Origin of the sequence: Peribacillus sp. Aquil_B1, from assembly GCF_022603275.1 — a bacterium.
GTDB lineage: Bacteria > Bacillota > Bacilli > Bacillales > DSM-1321 > Peribacillus.
The window spans coordinates 1307897-1325396 of sequence record NZ_JAKXEE010000001.1; the positions used below are offsets into that span (position 1 = coordinate 1307897).

The 17500-nt window shown below is 41.9% G+C and carries 19 protein-coding genes; 18 read left to right on the plus strand and 1 reads right to left on the minus strand.

The genetic code is table 11. The features are described from left to right. Positions 1-41: 41 nt before the first annotated feature. From MPH60_RS06655 to MPH60_RS06670, 4 genes are all read left to right on the plus strand, one after another. The gene (locus MPH60_RS06655) at positions 42-809 is read left to right on the plus strand and encodes a menaquinol-cytochrome c reductase cytochrome b/c subunit (protein ID WP_241590170.1); all 768 of its coding nucleotides are present in this window, start codon (positions 42-44) and stop codon (positions 807-809) included. A gap of 176 nt (positions 810-985) precedes the next feature. After that, on the plus strand, positions 986-1582 hold the full coding sequence (locus MPH60_RS06660; RefSeq protein ID WP_241590171.1) for a DUF1405 domain-containing protein: 597 nt from the start codon (positions 986-988) through the stop codon (positions 1580-1582). Positions 1583-1700: 118 nt separating this feature from the next. Continuing rightward, complete coding sequence (gene ypjB, locus MPH60_RS06665; protein WP_241590172.1) at positions 1701-2486, plus strand: sporulation protein YpjB; 786 nt, start codon at positions 1701-1703, stop codon at positions 2484-2486. 85 nt (positions 2487-2571) lie between these two features. Then, complete coding sequence (locus MPH60_RS06670; protein WP_241590173.1) at positions 2572-3246, plus strand: zinc metallopeptidase; 675 nt, start codon at positions 2572-2574, stop codon at positions 3244-3246. A gap of 107 nt (positions 3247-3353) precedes the next feature. On the opposite strand, the gene MPH60_RS06675 is transcribed toward MPH60_RS06670, so the two are convergent. After that, entirely contained in the window at positions 3354-4226 is an 873-nt protein-coding gene (locus tag MPH60_RS06675) for a YitT family protein (protein WP_241590174.1), read from the minus strand. 166 nt (positions 4227-4392) lie between these two features. Between MPH60_RS06675 and MPH60_RS06680 the strand changes: the two genes are divergently transcribed. The 14 genes from MPH60_RS06680 to MPH60_RS06745 all read left to right on the plus strand — a co-directional run bounded on the left by MPH60_RS06680 (position 4393) and on the right by MPH60_RS06745 (position 17394). Further along, positions 4393-4752, plus strand: a complete 360-nt coding sequence (locus MPH60_RS06680; RefSeq protein WP_241590388.1) for a nucleotide pyrophosphohydrolase — start codon at positions 4393-4395, stop codon at positions 4750-4752. Further along, positions 4745-5545, plus strand: a complete 801-nt coding sequence (gene dapB, locus MPH60_RS06685; RefSeq protein WP_137015994.1) for a 4-hydroxy-tetrahydrodipicolinate reductase — start codon at positions 4745-4747, stop codon at positions 5543-5545. Before MPH60_RS06680 ends, dapB begins: the two co-directional genes overlap by 8 nt. Positions 5546-5563: 18 nt before the next feature. Then, a complete protein-coding gene (locus tag MPH60_RS06690) occupies positions 5564-5989 on the plus strand; it encodes a methylglyoxal synthase (protein ID WP_137015992.1) in 426 nt (141 codons plus the stop codon). After that, a complete protein-coding gene (bshB1, locus tag MPH60_RS06695; protein ID WP_241590175.1) occupies positions 5973-6686 on the plus strand; it encodes a bacillithiol biosynthesis deacetylase BshB1 in 714 nt (237 codons plus the stop codon). Before MPH60_RS06690 ends, bshB1 begins: the two co-directional genes overlap by 17 nt. A 4-nt stretch (positions 6687-6690) precedes the next feature. Further along, the gene (gene bshA, locus MPH60_RS06700; protein ID WP_241590176.1) at positions 6691-7830 is read left to right on the plus strand and encodes an N-acetyl-alpha-D-glucosaminyl L-malate synthase BshA; all 1140 of its coding nucleotides are present in this window, start codon (positions 6691-6693) and stop codon (positions 7828-7830) included. 13 nt (positions 7831-7843) lie between these two features. Further along, positions 7844-9028: a CCA tRNA nucleotidyltransferase gene (locus MPH60_RS06705; protein WP_241590177.1), complete on the plus strand. Its 1185-nt coding sequence runs from the start codon at positions 7844-7846 to the stop codon at positions 9026-9028. Beyond that, positions 9013-9993, plus strand: coding sequence for a biotin--[acetyl-CoA-carboxylase] ligase (locus tag MPH60_RS06710; protein WP_241590178.1), 981 nt, complete (start codon positions 9013-9015; stop codon positions 9991-9993). The genes MPH60_RS06705 and MPH60_RS06710 overlap by 16 nt, the downstream gene beginning before the upstream one ends. Before the next feature lie 343 nt (positions 9994-10336). Then, positions 10337-11173, plus strand: coding sequence for a 3-methyl-2-oxobutanoate hydroxymethyltransferase (gene panB, locus MPH60_RS06715; protein WP_241590179.1), 837 nt, complete (start codon positions 10337-10339; stop codon positions 11171-11173). After that, positions 11170-12018, plus strand: coding sequence for a pantoate--beta-alanine ligase (gene panC / locus MPH60_RS06720; RefSeq protein WP_241590180.1), 849 nt, complete (start codon positions 11170-11172; stop codon positions 12016-12018). The genes panB and panC overlap by 4 nt, the downstream gene beginning before the upstream one ends. A gap of 25 nt (positions 12019-12043) precedes the next feature. Further along, positions 12044-12427, plus strand: coding sequence for an aspartate 1-decarboxylase (gene panD / locus MPH60_RS06725; protein ID WP_241590181.1), 384 nt, complete (start codon positions 12044-12046; stop codon positions 12425-12427). 161 nt (positions 12428-12588) lie between these two features. Next, complete coding sequence (gene dinG / locus MPH60_RS06730; RefSeq protein ID WP_241590182.1) at positions 12589-15369, plus strand: ATP-dependent DNA helicase DinG; 2781 nt, start codon at positions 12589-12591, stop codon at positions 15367-15369. A 156-nt stretch (positions 15370-15525) separates the two neighbouring features. After that, a complete protein-coding gene (locus tag MPH60_RS06735) occupies positions 15526-15696 on the plus strand; it encodes a YpmA family protein (protein ID WP_064505144.1) in 171 nt (56 codons plus the stop codon). A gap of 18 nt (positions 15697-15714) precedes the next feature. After that, positions 15715-16191, plus strand: a complete 477-nt coding sequence (locus tag MPH60_RS06740) for a cell wall elongation regulator TseB-like domain-containing protein (protein WP_241590183.1) — start codon at positions 15715-15717, stop codon at positions 16189-16191. Between the two features lie 18 nt (positions 16192-16209). Beyond that, on the plus strand, positions 16210-17394 hold the full coding sequence (locus tag MPH60_RS06745) for a pyridoxal phosphate-dependent aminotransferase (RefSeq protein WP_241590184.1): 1185 nt from the start codon (positions 16210-16212) through the stop codon (positions 17392-17394). Positions 17395-17500: the final 106 nt, after the last annotated feature.

Sequence of the window (17500 nt, forward strand, 5' to 3'; positions counted from 1 at the left end):
AGAACCAAATAAACCTTTTCATAAAGGAGGGGAATTGTTCAATGCATCGTGGGAAAGGTATGAAATTCGTAGGTGACTCGCGTATCTCCGCGGACCGTAAACCGAATATTCCGAAAGATTATTCAGAATATCCTGGGAAAACTGAAGCATTTTGGCCTAATTTCCTTTTAAAAGAATGGATGGTAGGAGCTGTATTTCTTGTAGGTTATCTATGCCTGACAATCGCTCATCCGTCTCCATTGGAAAGGATAGCAGATCCTACAGATACAGCGTATATTCCGCTGCCAGACTGGTATTTCCTATTCCTTTACCAATTACTTAAGTATACCTATGCTTCAGGCCCTTATAATGCAATCGGGGCTCTAGTAATACCTGGTTTGGCTTTTGGAGCTTTGCTCTTGGCACCATTTTTAGATCGTGGACCAGAGCGGAGCCCGGCAAAACGACCTTTTGCTGTAGGTTTCATGCTCTTGGCAATGGCTGGCGTTTTCTATTTAACATGGGAGTCTGCAGCCCACCACGATTGGGAAGCTTCCAAGAAACAAGGAGCGATCGTGGAAGGTGCAGATATTGATAAAGAGAGCGATGGGTATAAACTGATGGATTCCAGTGGCTGTATTAGCTGTCACGGGGCAGAGTTAACTGGTGGAGCAGGAGCACCAAGCTTAATTGACACTGGCTTGAGCCCAGAAGAAATCTCTAAAATCGCAGTCAAAGGCCAGGGCGCTATGCCAGCCGGCATGTTCAAAGGTACAGATGAAGAATTGGCAACATTAGCTGAATTTGTATCTGGTTTATCAGCAAAATAAATAGCATCCACAGCATTTTCTTTCATATGCTGCAAATGAAGCTGACGACTACGGTTGTCGGCTTTTTTTATTGGTAAATTGAAGTGTAATTGAGAAGAAATTGAAATGAATGCTTGGTTTTGTGGTTGATGGGCTGTAAAATGAGAATACATGAGAATGTTAGTGAGGGTAAAAGAATGAATGTTATCTACAGTTGGCTTGCAAATCGGCAAATGCTCGTTTTGCTATTAATAATAAATATATTCGGAACTGCCTATGGATATTATTGGTATGGCAGTCAATTGGAAAACACTCCTGCAATTTTTTTGGCATTTGTACCGGACAGTCCGACAGCTAGCCTGTTTTTTGTATTTGTTTTATTGGGGTTCCTGTTAAGAAGGAATTTCGGACTTATGGAAGCGTTGGCGATAATGACACTATTCAAATATGGGATATGGGCAGTTGTAATGAATTTGATGACCTTCGTGACAACAGGTTCATTGCCTTGGGAAGGTTATATGTTAATGGCTTCTCATTTGGGGATGGCGATTCAAGGGGTATTATATGCACCATTTTATCGAATAAAACCTTGGCATTTGATAGCGGCAGGGATTTGGACCATACATAATGACATAATCGACTATGTTTTTGAAATGATGCCAATATACCGTGATTTATTGGTATATATGGACTCGATCGGTTATTTCACTTTTTGGCTCAGCATACTTTCCATTTTTGTCGGCTGGTACTTTGGATATAGAAAAAAGCGGTTCACCCTGTCCTTCATTTCTTAAAAAGTTAACTCATATGCACCTTTGTAAAAGTATGGTTAACTTTTTTATGTTGAACGAGGTCTACTCATGTTTTTTCTTTCATATCGTTTTAGTAGAGATATGAGGAGGGACGAGTAGCATGTTGAAAAAATTCATATTAACCATTGCTGTTTTATTTATCGTCTTACATTTCCCTGTCTATGCAGAATCCTCTTCAAGTTTGGAGCAATTAGATGACATTTCCGATAGAGCCTTGGAAATGACCAAGTTGAAGCGATATGAAGATTCGGAAAAGATGCTGACGTTTTTTTCTGACCGGTTTTTAAAAGATACAGCGAAAGAGCAGATCCTTGACATGGACGAACTTCGAATTATCACTGTAGCTCATAATGAAGCGTTGATGACAATAAAGGATATGAACAAGGGAGATTCCGAAAAGGTTAATTCTGTCACAAAGTTCCGGCTTGTTGTTGATGCAGTCAAGTCTACTCATCAGCCACTTTGGACAGAGATGGAGGATCAAATGATGAATTCTTTCCAGCAGACAAAGAATGCTGCCATCAAACAAGACACCATTACATTCAATAGCCAATTGAACTTATTCCTATCACAATATGAAATGATATATCCAAGCTTGAAAGTCGACCTTTCCAAAGAAACGATGCAGCAGCTGGACACGAGGATTCAATACATCAACCAATACCGCCCGGAGGTAATCAGTGATGGAGATAATCAAGAGGAACTGGATGCGTTGCAAAACGAACTAACCTCCATTTTTGATGATATGGGTGAAGATGATGCAGATCCTTCCCTTTGGTGGGTCATCATTTCGACAGGCTCAATCATAATCATGACGCTTTCTTATGTAGGCTGGAGAAAATATAAAGGGGATAGGGAAAAACCAAGGAAAGAGCCTAATGATTAAAAAGACACGGGTAGAGAACACTATATTTGACACGGTTGCCTTCAATCCATAGAATTAAGGGTAATAAGAGTTATAGGAGGATACCATGTATTTCATTTATTTGGCGATTATTATTTTAATCCCGATTTTTGCACAAATGAAAGTGAAAAGCACGTATAAAAAATATTCAAAGGTATCGGCCTCTTCCGGAATGAATGGTGCTGAGACGGCTCGTGCCATTTTGGATCAAAATGGACTGTTCAATGTCAGGGTCGAAGAGACACCTGGAATGCTTTCGGATCATTATGACCCAAGGGATAAAACGGTGCGTTTATCAACGGATAACTATCACGGCCATTCAGTTGCCGGCGTAGCTGTTGCAGCCCATGAAGTTGGACATGCGATTCAAGATAAAGAAGCATATGCATTCTTGCGTTTCCGCCATGCATTAGTACCGGTAGCTAATTTTGGCTCTAACATATCTTGGATTTTGATTTTAATCGGGATGCTAGCTTCACTTCCTAATTTGCTTTTGGCGGGTATCGTATTTATGTCAGCCGCTGTATTGTTCCAAGTGATAACACTGCCGGTTGAATTCAATGCTTCTTCTAGGGCTATGGATCAACTCGTTTCCGCTGGGGTCATCCGGAATGATGAAGAACGGGAAACGAAAAAAGTATTAAGTGCTGCTGCGATGACTTATGTTGCTGCCGCTCTTGTAGCCGTACTGGAATTAGTTCGTCTTCTGCTTATGTATACAGGGATGAGGGAAGAAGATTAATTGGAAAAAGGACTCCATCTTGGGATGGGGTCCTTTTTCGTTTTAAAGAGATTTTGCTGCACATTGCTAATAAAATGCAGGTAGACAGGGCAAAATTAATCAATGGATTACCTTTCAATGGGATTCTTGTTCTCATCAAGGGTAAAGCCCTCACCCAATACATCATGAACTTCACTTACTGATACAAATGCATGAGGGTCCACCGATGTTATGGCATTTTTTAAGCGGACTAACTCATTTTTCCCGACAACACAATAGAGTACTTCCCGATCATTGCGTGTAAAGGATCCATAACCCCTTAATACAGTTACGCCCCGTTCCATATCATTCATGATTTTTTCTGCAATTTCCATGTTTTTATCACTAATGATCATTGCACCTCTAGCAGCATAGGCTCCTTCTTGCATAAAGTCGATTACTCTGGCACCTATAAATACGGCAACGAGGGTATACATCGCTTCACGGTAATCAAGGTAGGTAAGGATGGACAGGCCAATGACGACGGCATCAAAGATGAACATCGTCCGTCCCATGCCCACTCCTAAGTAACGATGGGCAAAACGGGCAATGATATCCACTCCGCCTGTTGTCCCGCCGTAACGAAAGATGATGCCCAGCCCGACACCAACAGATACCCCGGCAAACAATGCCACCAGCATCAAATCGTTTCCGAGATCGATTTCGATTTCGTATCTCTCGAAAACCCATAGCCAAACGGAGAGGCCAACCGTTCCGATAATCGTATATAAGAAAGATGTGCGCCCTAGATATTTCCACCCTATTAAAAATAAGGGAATATTCAAAATCAAATTAGAATAAGAAGGATTTATCCCGATAAGTTGATATATAATCAATGTGAGACCGGTGAATCCGCCTTCGGCCAAGTTGTTCTGCATGTTAAAATGCACGAGGCCGAAAGCGAAGATTCCAGCCCCAAAAAGGATGAAGATGATATTTTTCAATTTTAAGCCCAAAAGCATGTCCCATACCTCCAAAGGTTTACATTTCATTAATTTACTTATTATAACTAATTAACCAACTATGGGCAATTTTGATTCGCGAACGTATCTGTTGTCATCTGTTTCACTTTTAGCTAACATGGAGAAGGTATGATGTTTGAAAACGAAATCAAGAATGGGTGACTATATGGAAAAGCATAAGACGATCCAACAAATGCAAGCGGAGGTCGACCAATACATAGGACAATTTAAAGAAGGATATTTCAGCCCTCTGGCCATGCTGGCCCGTATGTCTGAAGAACTTGGGGAGTTGGCTAGGGAAGTCAATCATTACCATGGTGAAAAACCAAAGAAGGCAACAGAAGAAGAGAATACGATTGAAGCGGAATTGGGGGACATGCTTTTTGTGTTGATTTGTTTTGCCAATTCTTTAGGGATTGACCTTCAAAACTCGCATGATTTGGTCATGGAAAAGTTCACAACCCGTGATAAAGATAGATGGACAAGAAAAGAAGAATATTTGGAGGGGGAAGGTAAAGATGAGTAAAGTGAAAGTTATAGTAGCTGGTCCACGTGGCAGAATGGGAAATGAAGCGGTGAAGCTTGTACATAGGACAGAAGGGTTTGAATTGGCAGCTGTCATAGATCGCAAGCATAACGGGGAAAGCCTCTCCGCAATAGAAGGTTTTCACGGCATTGAAGCACCGGTTTTTTCGGATATAAATGAATGCTTTTCTTCCGTAAAAGCGGACGTATTGATCGATTTGACGACACCCGAAGTGGGGATGCTTCATACCGAAACGGCACTTAATCATGGCATCCGCCCTGTAGTGGGAACGACTGGTTTTACTAAGGAAGATTTAGCGAAGCTGGATTCATTAACAAAAGAAAAGGGCATTGGCTGCATCATCGCTCCAAACTTTGCAATCGGAGCCATTTTGATGATGAAGTTTTCCCAAATGGCCGCAAAGTACTTCCCGGATGTGGAAATTATAGAAATGCACCATGATCAAAAACTGGATGCACCTTCTGGAACTGCTTCCAAAACGGCAGACATGATTGCTGCCGTCCGTGAAACGAAACAACAGGGGCACCCTAATGAAAAAGAAACCATTCAGGGGGCAAGAGGTGCAAATGTGGATGGCATGCATATCCACAGTGTCCGGCTACCTGGATTGGTTGCCCATCAACAAGTGCTTTTCGGAAGTGATGGAGAGTTATTGACGGTTCGGCATGATTCCTTTAATCGAGCTTCCTTCATGTCAGGAGTCAAACTTGCTGTCGATACCGTCATGAAATTGGATGTTCTTGTATACGGCCTGGAAAATATTATTGAATAGGGATCGGGAGGATTTACGATGAAAATTGCCTTAATTGCCCATGATATGAAAAAAGAAGATATCATTCAATTTGTAACAGCCTATAAAGATGTATTTGAGCAGCATGAATTATATGCTACAGGAACGACCGGGAAAAGGATCATGGAAGAAGTATCGCTGCCAGTCCATCGTTTTCATTCAGGACCTCTTGGCGGGGATCAGGAAATAGGTGCAATGATCGCGCGCGGAGAAATGGACATGGTCCTTTTTTTCCGCGATCCATTGACATCACAGCCACATGAACCAGATGTATCGGCGCTTATACGCCTATCAGATGTTTATGAAATTCCCTTGGCGACAAATATGGGCACGGCAGAAGTGCTGATACAAGGTTTGAAGCATGGGTATATGGACTGGCTAAAACTACGGCAAAAACAAGGTGAGATAAATGATAAACAAAAGTAATATAGATATTCTGGCTTTCGGCGCACATGCGGATGATGTTGAAATCGGTATGGGTGGCACGATCGCCAAATATGTGCAACAAGGCAGGGAAATTGTCATTTGTGATTTGACAAAAGCTGAAATGTCATCCAATGGAACCGTTCCATTGCGGCAAGAGGAAGCGAATAAGGCTGCTGAAATCCTTGGGGTGAAGAGGATTTCCCTTGATTTACCCGACCGGGGCCTATACATGAAAGCGGAATACATAAATCAAATCATTACGGTCATTCGCCAATATAAGCCTGCACTTGTATTTGCACCATTTTTGGAAGATCGCCATCCCGATCATGGTAACTGTGCCAAATTGGTGGAGGAAGCAGTTTTTTCGGCAGGAGTAAGAAAGTATATGGAAGAAGCAGGCCTTGATTCTCATCGTGTCCAAAATATGTACTATTATATGATCAATGGGTTTCACAAACCGGACTTTGTCGTGGACATCAGCTCCACAATATCGAAAAAGCTGGATAGCCTTAGGGCATACCGCAGCCAATTCGAAGAAAGTCAAGTATCTGTAGAAACACCGCTGGTGAATGGCTATATCGAGACTGTCGAGGCACGGGAGCGGATGTTCGGAAAAGAAGTGGGTCTCGCCTATGCGGAGGGATTCATGACTAAAAAACCGTTACTGATCGATGCCGACTTGTTAGGAGAAAAATAATCTTATGAAATTAAAAATTGGAATTACCTGTTACCCTACAGTTGGGGGTTCTGGTGTCGTAGCAACTGAATTAGGTAAGATGCTTGCAGAAAAAGGACATGAGATACATTTCATTTCTTCAAGCATCCCTTTTCGCCTGAATAAAATGTACTGTAATATTTTTTATCACCAAGTTGAAGTGAACTCATATTCAGTCTTTCAATATCCACCATATGACCTGGCGCTTGCGAGCAAGATGGCGGATGTCGTAAAACGGGAGAAATTAGATATCCTTCACGTTCATTATGCCATTCCACATGCTGTTTGTGCGATCCTTGCAAAGCAGATGTCAGGAAATGAAGTAAAGATCGTAACTACACTTCATGGTACGGATATCACCGTTTTGGGCCATGATCCCTCATTGACCAATTTGATTAAATTCGGCATAGAGCAATCAGATGTCGTTACAGGAGTATCTAATTCCCTTGTTCAGCAAACGCACGAATTAATCGCGCCGGATAAGGAAATCAAAACCGTTTATAATTTTATTGATGAAAGAGAGTACCATAAATCAAATTCCGATTACCTTAAGGATGAATACGGAATCAGGGAAGATGAAAAAGTGATCATACATGTTTCGAATTTCCGTTCGGTCAAGCGAGTGAAAGACGTCATCCAGGCGTTTTATTTAACCCAAAAGAAAACGCCTGCAAAGCTTCTGCTCGTAGGGGATGGGCCGGAAGTGACAACCGTTTTGAAATTGGCTAATGATCTTGGGATCGATGATTCGGTCTTGTTTCTGGGTAAGCAGGATAACCTTGCCGAATTATATTCAATCAGTGATTTGATATTCCTGTTATCGGAAAAAGAGAGTTTCGGACTTGTGCTGCTCGAGGCGATGGCATGTGGAGTTCCTTGTATTGGGACAAATATCGGGGGAATTCCTGAAGTCATCGTTGACGGGGAGACTGGTTATATTTGTGAATTGGGAGATGTCAAAATGGTTGCTGAAAAAGCGATTGGACTTTTAAGCGACCCGGTTTTACATAAACGCTTTTCTGAAGCTGCGCTGGAAAGGGCCAATACTGAATTTCACAGTGATACGATTATGGCTGAGTATGAAGCCATCTACATTCAAGCACTTGAAGGTAAATCCATGGAATAGGGAGGGGATGCTGATGGATCGGTTATTCTTAAAATCAGTACCCATTCTGGAATTGATTGAAGAAGCAGGATACGAGGCTTATTTCGTTGGCGGCTCTGTAAGGGATTATATCCTTGGCAGGCCCATTAACGATGTGGACATCGCCACTTCCGCAACACCCCAGGAAATCAAAAGAATTTTTCCTAATACGGCTGATATCGGGATTGACCACGGAACAGTGCTCGTCATTACGGATACGGGTACATACGAAATTACGACGTTCAGAACGGAAAGCGGGTATTCGGACTTTCGCAGACCCGATGCTGTACAATTTGTCCGTTCTTTGACTGAGGATTTGCAAAGAAGAGATTTTACGATGAATGCAATGGCAATGGATAAGACCGGTAAGATCATCGATCCATTTAATGGTAAGCGAGATTTGGCTGGAAAAAGGATCATCACGGTTGGCAACCCGCATGAAAGGTTTCATGAGGATGCATTGAGAATGATGCGTGCATTAAGATTCGTCAGTCAACTTGATTTTGTACTGGATAAAGAAACCTTTGATTCCCTTAAAGATAATGCCCAGATCATCAGTGAAATTGCTGTCGAAAGAATCCTGGTTGAATTTGAGAAACTATTGGCAGGCTCCAATAAAGTAAGGGCTTTTTCACTCTTGCTGGAAAGCGGTTTATATCAATACCTGCCTCTATTCTCCAGTAAAAAGGATCATTTAATGGAATTATTGAACCTGCCGCTTCATCAGCTAAAAGTGGCAGAAATATGGTCTATAATCATGGTTCACACAAAGGATCAGGAACTGGAAGAAGCTATGAGGGAATGGAAGCTGCCAATGAAAAGCATACGAAACGTTCAACGTACGATACAGCTAGTGAAGAAAGAGGATCCATCAGCCATCGATGTATTTCATGCAGGACATGACGTATTTGTACAAGCTGCAAAAGTCAGGGCGGCGATGACTGGCGGTAATGTATCGGATGCGGAGGAGAATGCACATCAAAGCTACAATGGACTTATTATTAAACAAATGTCGGATCTTGCCGTTACGGGGACGGATTTATTGAATTGGCAACAAGAAAAGCCAGGTCCATGGGTCAAGGAATACTTGGAAAAAATATTGAAAGCTGTCTTGAATGAAGAATTAAGTAATGATAAAGAAGAAATAAAGAGGTGGCTGGTGAAATGCAATCTGAGTTAAGAACAAAGCTGATGGAAGCCCTCTCAAAAGCGGATGGTGCGTTTATATCCGGTCAGGAAATTGCTGAATACATCGGCTGTTCGCGCACAGCTGTCTGGAAGCATATAGAAGACCTGCGCAGTGAAGGGTATAATGTTGAAGCTGTAAGGAAAAAAGGCTACCGGATCATATCAGCGCCGGAAAAAGTCTCCGAGAGCGAAATACAGCTTGGCTTGGAAACAAAAACGATCGGCAAGATGATTCACTATCAGGAAACTGTAGAATCCACGCAAAAAATTGCGCATCAACTCGCAAATGAAGGCGTTCAGGAGGGGACCCTCGTCGTTGCCGAGGAGCAGTTATCCGGAAAAGGAAGGCTAATGAGATCTTGGCATTCCCCAAAATTCAGCGGCATATGGATGAGTCTCATCTTAAGACCGAAAATCCCGATTCATGAGGCTCCTCAGCTTACATTATTGGCAGCGGTCGCTGTTGCTCAGGCTATAGAGGATACCACTGAATTGAAGCCGCAAATAAAGTGGCCGAATGATATTTTGGTGAATCGCAAGAAAGTGGTGGGCATTCTAACCGAGATGCAGGCTGAATCAGATAGGATTCATTCTGTCATTATCGGAATTGGAATGAATATCAATCAGCAATTGGAGGATTTTCCTGAAGATCTGCAGGAAAAGGCGTCTTCCCTTCTTATAGAAAGTGGAGGGACGGTTTCAAGGTCCAAGGTCATTCAGCGAGCATTGTTTCGTCTGGAAAATTTGTACGAACTCTATTTAGATCGAGGCTTCATGCCAATAAAGGATTTATGGGAGAGTTATGCGATCAGTCTTGGACAGGTAATCAAAGCCAGTACCGTTAATGATACGATTGTCGGAAAAGCGTTGGGCATAACGGATTCAGGCGTTTTACTTCTTGAAGACGGCAAAGGAACCGTACATTCGATATATTCTGCAGATATTGAAATTCAGTAGATTTTTGTCAAATTCGTGAAAATTAAATAGAAATTTTCAATTTGGCTTGATATAATGCAAGTGGGCAGTATCTCATGTGAACTGCACCCCCATGAATACCAAATTTATTTGAAAATCTGCCTTGATCCAGAGAACTGGACGGGGACGGAGGGATGAAACTTCTGATGAGACAAAGGGATTGACTAAAAAGATAAGTGCTGTTTATTGATCGATATGTGGCTTTTTCAGCCATTTTTCGTAGTAAAACAGATACTTTTTTAGTCAGTCCTTTTTTTGCGCATGAATGTATAGACACCAGTTTTCGCTGATGTTTTCATCTCCTCCATCAAAAGGAGGAAACGTAATGAAATTGTCCGGAGATTTTTTGAAAATGAAACAAAATCAAGAGAAAATTGTCATGCTGACGGCTTATGATTACCCGTCAGCAAAGTTAGCCGAACAATCAGGTGTAGACATGATTTTAGTCGGAGATTCTTTAGGAATGGTCGTATTGGGATATGAGTCAACGATTCCAGTTACGGTGAACGACATGATCCATCATACAAAGGCAGTAAAACGAGGGGCACCCAATACATTTGTCGTGACGGATATGCCATTTATGAGCTATCACCTATCTATGGATGAAACACTCAAAAATGCAGCCAGGATCATGCAGGAAGGTCATGCGGATGCCGTAAAGCTTGAGGGAGCGGATGATGTTGTTGAAAAAATATCAGCATTGACCAAGGCGGGCATCCCTGTTGTAGCCCATCTTGGATTGACTCCTCAATCAGTCGGCGTTCTGGGCGGATATAAAGTGCAAGGAAAAGATGCCGAAAGTGCAGCACGGCTATTGGAAGATGCGAGAAAGTGTGAAGCGGCGGGGGCGATGGCAGTAGTCTTTGAATGTGTTCCATATCAAGTGGGGGAACTCGTCACACGGAACCTTGTCATTCCAACGATTGGAATTGGGGCAGGTGCTGAAACGGATGGTCAAGTCCTCGTTTACCATGATGTCATCAAGTATGGCGTAGACCGGCTGGCGAAATTCGTAAAAGTTTATGGAGATGCCAATGAACTGATTGGCCAATCGATTACAAGCTTCGTGAATGAAGTGAAATCTAAAGTTTTTCCGTCGGAGAAACATACATTCACGATGAAGGAAGAGCAGCTTTCTGAACTTTATGGAGGCAAAAGATGAAAACATTTACATCAGCAGCTGATTTGCAATTGGCACTTAGAGAGGAAAAAAACAAGAACAAAAGCATTGGCTATGTAGCGACAATGGGGTTTTTACATGAGGGGCATGCAACCCTTTTGGAAAAGGCGCGCAAAGAAAATGACATTGTGGTAATGAGTATTTTTGTCAATCCGACGCAATTTGGACCCAATGAGGATTTTGAAACATATCCGCGGGATTTGGAACGGGATGAAAAAGTCGCAGCCAATGGCGGAGTTGATTATCTCTTCTATCCAACCGTCCACGAAATGTACGGTGAAGAACCATCCGTAAAGGTTGTTGTCCAAAGCAGGACGGATGTTTTATGCGGCAGACAAAGGCCTGGACACTTTGATGGTGTTGCGACAGTGTTAACGAAATTCTTCAATATCATTCTTCCTGATAGAGCTTACTTTGGTAAGAAAGATGCCCAGCAAGTCGCCGTGATAGATGGATTGATCAAAGACTTTAATTTCCCTATCCAGCTTATTGCTGTAGATACCGTACGTGAAGAAGATGGGTTAGCGAAGAGCTCGCGAAATGTGAACCTATCAGATCAGGAGCGCTTGGAGGCTAAAGAGCTGTACCAAAGTTTATTGAAGGCCAAAGAGGCGGTTGAATCAGGTGAAAGAAATGCAGCAACCGTCACGGCTATAGTAAGTGAACATATTGGTGCCAACACAAGTGGAGTGATCGACTATATTGAAGTCTATCAATACCCTGAACTTAAACCGCTTGAATCGCTGGCTGGAAATATCATCATTGCAATGGCTGTAAAGTTCAAGCATGCAAGACTAATTGATAATATCACTTTATATGCAGAATAATTCATGAAGATCAGGGGGAATTGAGATGTTTCGAACGATGATGAATGGAAAAATCCACCGTGCAAGGGTAACTGAGGCTAATTTGAACTATGTAGGCAGCATTACGATTGATGAAGACATAATTGATGCGGTTGGTATTCTGCCTAATGAAAAAGTCGCCATCGTGAATAATAATAATGGTGCACGACTTGAAACGTATGTGATTGCGGGTGAACGGGGCAGCGGTGTCGTGTGTTTGAACGGAGCGGCAGCAAGACTGGTGCAGCCGGATGACATCGTGATAATCATTTCTTATGTGATGGTTTCAGAGGATAAACTGCGGGATCATAAACCAAAAGTTGCGATCATGGATGAAAATAACAAAATCATTGATCTCATTTCAAACGAACCTGCAGCTACAGTCATGTAAGCGGAGGGCCGGCACAATATGCATGGATCATGCATACAGGTGCCGGCCCTTTTCGTTCTTTGATGAACCGCTTGTTTCCTTTATTACGATTATTATGGTATAAAAAAGATAAGAGAATTCCATCAGGAAGTGGAGAAAGTGAAGTTTGAGGTGTACAATTCATGATGCAACGATATGTAGTGGTCGATTTGGAAACAACAGGGAATTCTCCGAAAAAAGGGGATAGGATTATTCAATTTGCTGGCGTGGTCATCGAAAATGACCAGATTGTGGATGAATACTCGACATATATCCACCCTGGACAGGAAATTTCCTTGTTTATTGAGGAATTGACCGGAATAAGCAACGAGACGGTAAAAAATGCACCTGACTTTGAAGATGTTGCAGAAAATATTGCCCGGCTTATAGAAGGGGCTTGTTTTGTTGCCCATAATGTTTTATTTGATTTATCTTTTCTACAGGAAGAACTGGTAAGATGCGGATTTGAGCCGTTTTATGGTTCCACCCTTGATACAGTGGAGTTAGCGAAAATATTAAAACCAACATCCGATGGATATAAGCTGCACCAGCTGGCTAAAGAAGAAAACCTGGATCATTCCAGGCCCCATCAAGCGGATAGTGATGCATATGCGACCGCTTTATTATTGTTGGAACTGAAAAAAAAGCTGATGAATCTTCCAGTGATGACACTTAAACAGTTATATCGATTATCATATTCCTTACAAAGTGAGATTTCCGAATTGATAGATGCTTGCATTGCAAGCAAACTTGCTAAAGCAGAAGTCCATTCACCTGATCTCATTACTTATAGGGGCCTTGCATTTAAAAAGGCCGAAGACGAAAGTGATCAAGAAGACACGGGGGCGGAATTTCCGCTCGATGATGAGAAAAAAATAGCCATGCTTCAATGTGCATACCCTTCCTTTGAAGCAAGAAGCGGACAACTTGATATGATGAACATGATTCACCATTCCTTCGAATCCAGCCAGGATGCAATCATTGAAGCTGGGACAGGTATTGGGAAATCCATAGGCTATCTGCTTCCGGCCGTCTATTTTTCAAAAAAGCATCAAAAACCTGTCGTCGTTTCGACATACACGCTTCAGCTACAGGATCAACTACTTCAAAACGAGGTTCCCAAACTTAAAAAAATACTTCCCTTTACCTTTCAAGCTGTTCTGCTAAAGGGGAGAAGTAATTATTTAAGCCTGGCAAAGTTCGAAAGGGCATTGCGTGAGAAGGAAGATAATTATGAAACGGCATTAACGAAAATGCAGATATTGGTTTGGCTTACTGAAACCGTAACAGGCGATAAAGATGAATTGAATCTTACAAGCGGCGGTCAGCTATTTTGGAACAGGCTTCAAAGTGATGGTCTTACATACGCCGGATTAAAACAGCCCTGGCTTGAATTGGATTTTTTTGAACGGGCAAAAAGAACAGCGGGCAAGGCGGATATCATCATTACTAACCATTCATTTTTAATGACGGATCTGCTTACAGAAGATGCCTTGATTCCCAAAAAAGGGTATTTGATACTCGATGAAGCACACCATTTGGAACAGGCGGCATCTAAACAGCTTGGGAGCAGGCTTAATTACATTTCGGTAAAGACGGTTTTGAACAGACTAGGGACGTCAGATCAAAAGCAATTATTATATAAATTGGACAGGATGCTCTTAAATAATGGACTGGCAGATGGGAAGTCCACGCATGAATTAGATCAAAAGCTTAGTGATTTTTCCTATGAATTCGAACAGCTTTTTTATTACATTTCCAATCAGGCGGAAAAACTTTCGCGTTCCATGAGTCCGAAACGGCTTTCGTTCAAAATAGATGATGGAAGATGGGGTAAAGCGATCCTGGTCGCTGAGCGATTGGTGGATTTATTAGGATACATCATCACGGAGTTAGAAAAAAGATTAACTCTTTTATTGAATAATGAGTCCCCCTTAGGAAAAAATTCATTATTTCACTTGAATGATATCGAGGTGCTGTTAGGACATTTACAGGATACCAGGGACTCCTTGCATGAATTTTTCATCAAGCCGCATGAAGAAAATATTTATTGGCTTGATTATACGAATGCAGCACCCCAGCATGGGGTGACTTTGACGGTTCAGCCGATTGCAGGAAGCAAACGGCTATGGGATTCCTATTTCGGGCGCCAAAAAAGTGTGGTCATGACATCGGCAACCCTCGTGGTGAAGGATTCATTTAAGTATTTTAAAGAACAACTCGGTTTAGAGAATGAGTCAATGCAGACAGCAAGTTTTCCTTCACCCTTTCCTTATAAGGAACTCGTAAAGGTTCTGGTTCCAAATGATCTACCAGATATCAATTGCTTATCAGTGGAGGAATTCTCCGAAACCGCGGCAAACCATATTATTGCTGCCGCTCAAGCGGCGAAAGGGAGGATGATGGTCTTATTCACCTCGCATGAAATGCTGCGGGCGACCTATCATTCCATCAAAGACAGTGGGGTCCTGGATGAGTTCACCCTGTTTGCACAGGGGATTTCTGGCGGAAGCCGGATGAGGCTCCTCAGGAATTTCCAAAACTTCGAGAAAGCCGTCCTGTTTGGGACAACCAGCCTATGGGAAGGCGTCGATATCCCAGGCGAGGATTTATCTTGTTTAATCATTGTCAGGCTGCCATTTTCGCCACCGGATGAACCAGTGACAGCTGCAAAATGCCAACTTCTCGAGAAGCAAGGGCGTAATCCTTTCTCTGCGTATTCTTTACCTGAAGCCCTGTTAAGGTTCCGGCAAGGATTCGGCAGGCTTATACGGACGCCAGAAGATAAAGGCATTTTGGTTATTCTTGATCGCCGCATCATCACTGCTAAATATGGAACTGAATTTCAAAAGGCCATTCCTGAAGTGGACTGGCACCAAGCCTCAATAACAGAAATGGCTGAAATGATAGAGAATTGGATTTAAAGAATCGTTAGATTTTTCATTAATCTAAAATGAATTTTTATGAATTTATAAAGAAAAATAACCTTTGAACTGGTATAATGTGATAGGTGGTAAAGCCTTCAAATCCTATTCATACCAGTGGTTGTTGACAATTTATAAAAATGGAGGGGCGTTTTCATGGAAAGTAAAATCGAAGTAATTTCAACAGTCAGGTTGCAACATTCTCCTGATCTGTATAAAATTGTGGATTCCTTGAACCGAACATTGAAAAAAGACGATTTAATGTTCGGTCTCGCATTGGATTCCGAAGATCAAGAAAAAGCGATATTTACAATTTATCGTACATAGAAAGAGGGAAAAGCAGCTTTGAAAAAATGGTTGATTATTGCTTCCATCTTGGTCCTTTGTTTTATCGGATTTGTCAGCGGGGCATATATTAAAGCGTTGCAGCCTAAAAAAGAGGCTGGTAATGAGGCTTTTAAAAAGGCGAAGGAAGAGGGCGGCCTTGTGACCATGGAAGAATTCTACCTTTATAATGGGCAGGATTCATACTCCGTCATCATTGGTAAGGGAGAAAAAGGGACTAAAAAAATAGTCTGGCTTCCTGAGGACAAGAAGAAAGAAATAGTAGTGGAAAACTTTAAAGATGGTAAATCGAAAAAAGAGATTTTAAACATTGTCAAAGAAAATCTTCATCCCCAAAAAATCATTTCGGTTAAGCTAGGCATGGAAAAGAACGTTCCGCTTTGGGAAGTAACGTATCTTGATGAATCCGAGCGTTTTAACTATGACTATTATGATTTTAAAACTGGGGAATGGCTAAAGTATTATCGAAGCATTTAGAATGGAGGATTAATTAAAATGAAATTAGCGAACCGGGTTCAGTCATTAACGCCATCAACAACATTGGCCATTACGGCAAAAGCAAAGGAGCTTAAGGCCCAAGGTCTGGATATAATTGGTTTGGGTGCTGGTGAACCAGATTATAATACACCCCAACATATCATAGATGCAGCACTTCTTTCCATGAATGAAGGTCAAACTAAATACACGCCATCCGCTGGTCTTCCGAAGCTAAAAGAAGCAATTGCGGCTAAATTGAAGCGTGATCAAGGCTTGGATTACAAACCGTCTGAAATTGTAGTTGGCTCAGGTGCAAAGCACGCGCTTTACACATTGTTTCAAGCTATCCTGGATGAAGAAGATGAAGTCATTGTTCCGATACCATATTGGGTAAGCTATCCTGAGCAAATCAAGCTTGCTGACGGAAAGCCGGTTTATGTAGTCGGTAAAGAAGAAAATCAATATAAAATCACAAAAGAACAATTAGAACAAGCAATCACCGAAAAAACGAAAGCGGTTATCATCAACTCGCCAAGCAATCCTACGGGCATGCTTTATTCCAGGGAAGAATTGGCGGCTATCGGGGAAGTTTGCCTTGCTCATGATATCTTGATCGTTTCCGACGAAATTTACGAAAAATTGGTTTATGGAAATGCTAAACATACATCCATTGCAGAGATTTCACCTGAATTGAAAAAGCAAACGATCATCATCAATGGTGTATCTAAATCGCATTCGATGACTGGCTGGAGAATTGGTTATGCAGTCGGAGAAGAGTCCATCATTAAAGCAATGACGAACCTTGCCAGCCATAGCACATCAAATCCTACCACAACTGCTCAATATGGTGCGATTGCCGCTTATGAAGGTACACAAGAACCTGTTGAAGAAATGCGTCAGGCATTTGAAGGCCGTTTGAATAAGATATATGATAAACTGGTTGAAATTCCGGGCATAAGCTGCATTAAACCACAAGGTGCATTTTATTTATTCCCGAACGTTAAACGTGCAGTTGAATTAACAGGGTACAGCAATGTCGAAGATTTTACGACTGCGTTGCTGGAAGAAGCTCAAGTGGCTGTTATTCCAGGTTCAGGGTTCGGTGCACCTGATAACATCAGACTCTCTTATGCAACTTCACTTGAGCTGTTGGAAGCTGCAGTTGAAAGAATACAATCATTCGTTAAATCAAAAATGGCATAATTTTTTAATAACCTGCAGACTACCTGGCTACATCAGGGTCTGCAGGTTTTTTTTTGATAGGATCCATTCGGGAAGTGGACATGAAAAGCATTTGGCTCATTTCACT

Coding starts and splice junctions, on each gene's coding strand:
- MPH60_RS06655 (WP_241590170.1), top strand. CDS start 42: ATGCATCGTGGGAAAGGTATGAAATTCGTAGGTGACTCGCGTATCTCC.
- MPH60_RS06660 (WP_241590171.1), top strand. CDS start 986: ATGAATGTTATCTACAGTTGGCTTGCAAATCGGCAAATGCTCGTTTTG.
- ypjB (WP_241590172.1), top strand. CDS start 1,701: ATGTTGAAAAAATTCATATTAACCATTGCTGTTTTATTTATCGTCTTA.
- MPH60_RS06670 (WP_241590173.1), top strand. CDS start 2,572: ATGTATTTCATTTATTTGGCGATTATTATTTTAATCCCGATTTTTGCA.
- MPH60_RS06675 (WP_241590174.1), bottom strand. CDS start 4,226: ATGCTTTTGGGCTTAAAATTGAAAAATATCATCTTCATCCTTTTTGGG.
- MPH60_RS06680 (WP_241590388.1), top strand. CDS start 4,393: ATGGAAAAGCATAAGACGATCCAACAAATGCAAGCGGAGGTCGACCAA.
- dapB (WP_137015994.1), top strand. CDS start 4,745: ATGAGTAAAGTGAAAGTTATAGTAGCTGGTCCACGTGGCAGAATGGGA.
- MPH60_RS06690 (WP_137015992.1), top strand. CDS start 5,564: ATGAAAATTGCCTTAATTGCCCATGATATGAAAAAAGAAGATATCATT.
- bshB1 (WP_241590175.1), top strand. CDS start 5,973: ATGATAAACAAAAGTAATATAGATATTCTGGCTTTCGGCGCACATGCG.
- bshA (WP_241590176.1), top strand. CDS start 6,691: ATGAAATTAAAAATTGGAATTACCTGTTACCCTACAGTTGGGGGTTCT.
- MPH60_RS06705 (WP_241590177.1), top strand. CDS start 7,844: ATGGATCGGTTATTCTTAAAATCAGTACCCATTCTGGAATTGATTGAA.
- MPH60_RS06710 (WP_241590178.1), top strand. CDS start 9,013: ATGCAATCTGAGTTAAGAACAAAGCTGATGGAAGCCCTCTCAAAAGCG.
- panB (WP_241590179.1), top strand. CDS start 10,337: ATGAAATTGTCCGGAGATTTTTTGAAAATGAAACAAAATCAAGAGAAA.
- panC (WP_241590180.1), top strand. CDS start 11,170: ATGAAAACATTTACATCAGCAGCTGATTTGCAATTGGCACTTAGAGAG.
- panD (WP_241590181.1), top strand. CDS start 12,044: ATGTTTCGAACGATGATGAATGGAAAAATCCACCGTGCAAGGGTAACT.
- dinG (WP_241590182.1), top strand. CDS start 12,589: ATGATGCAACGATATGTAGTGGTCGATTTGGAAACAACAGGGAATTCT.
- MPH60_RS06735 (WP_064505144.1), top strand. CDS start 15,526: ATGGAAAGTAAAATCGAAGTAATTTCAACAGTCAGGTTGCAACATTCT.
- MPH60_RS06745 (WP_241590184.1), top strand. CDS start 16,210: ATGAAATTAGCGAACCGGGTTCAGTCATTAACGCCATCAACAACATTG.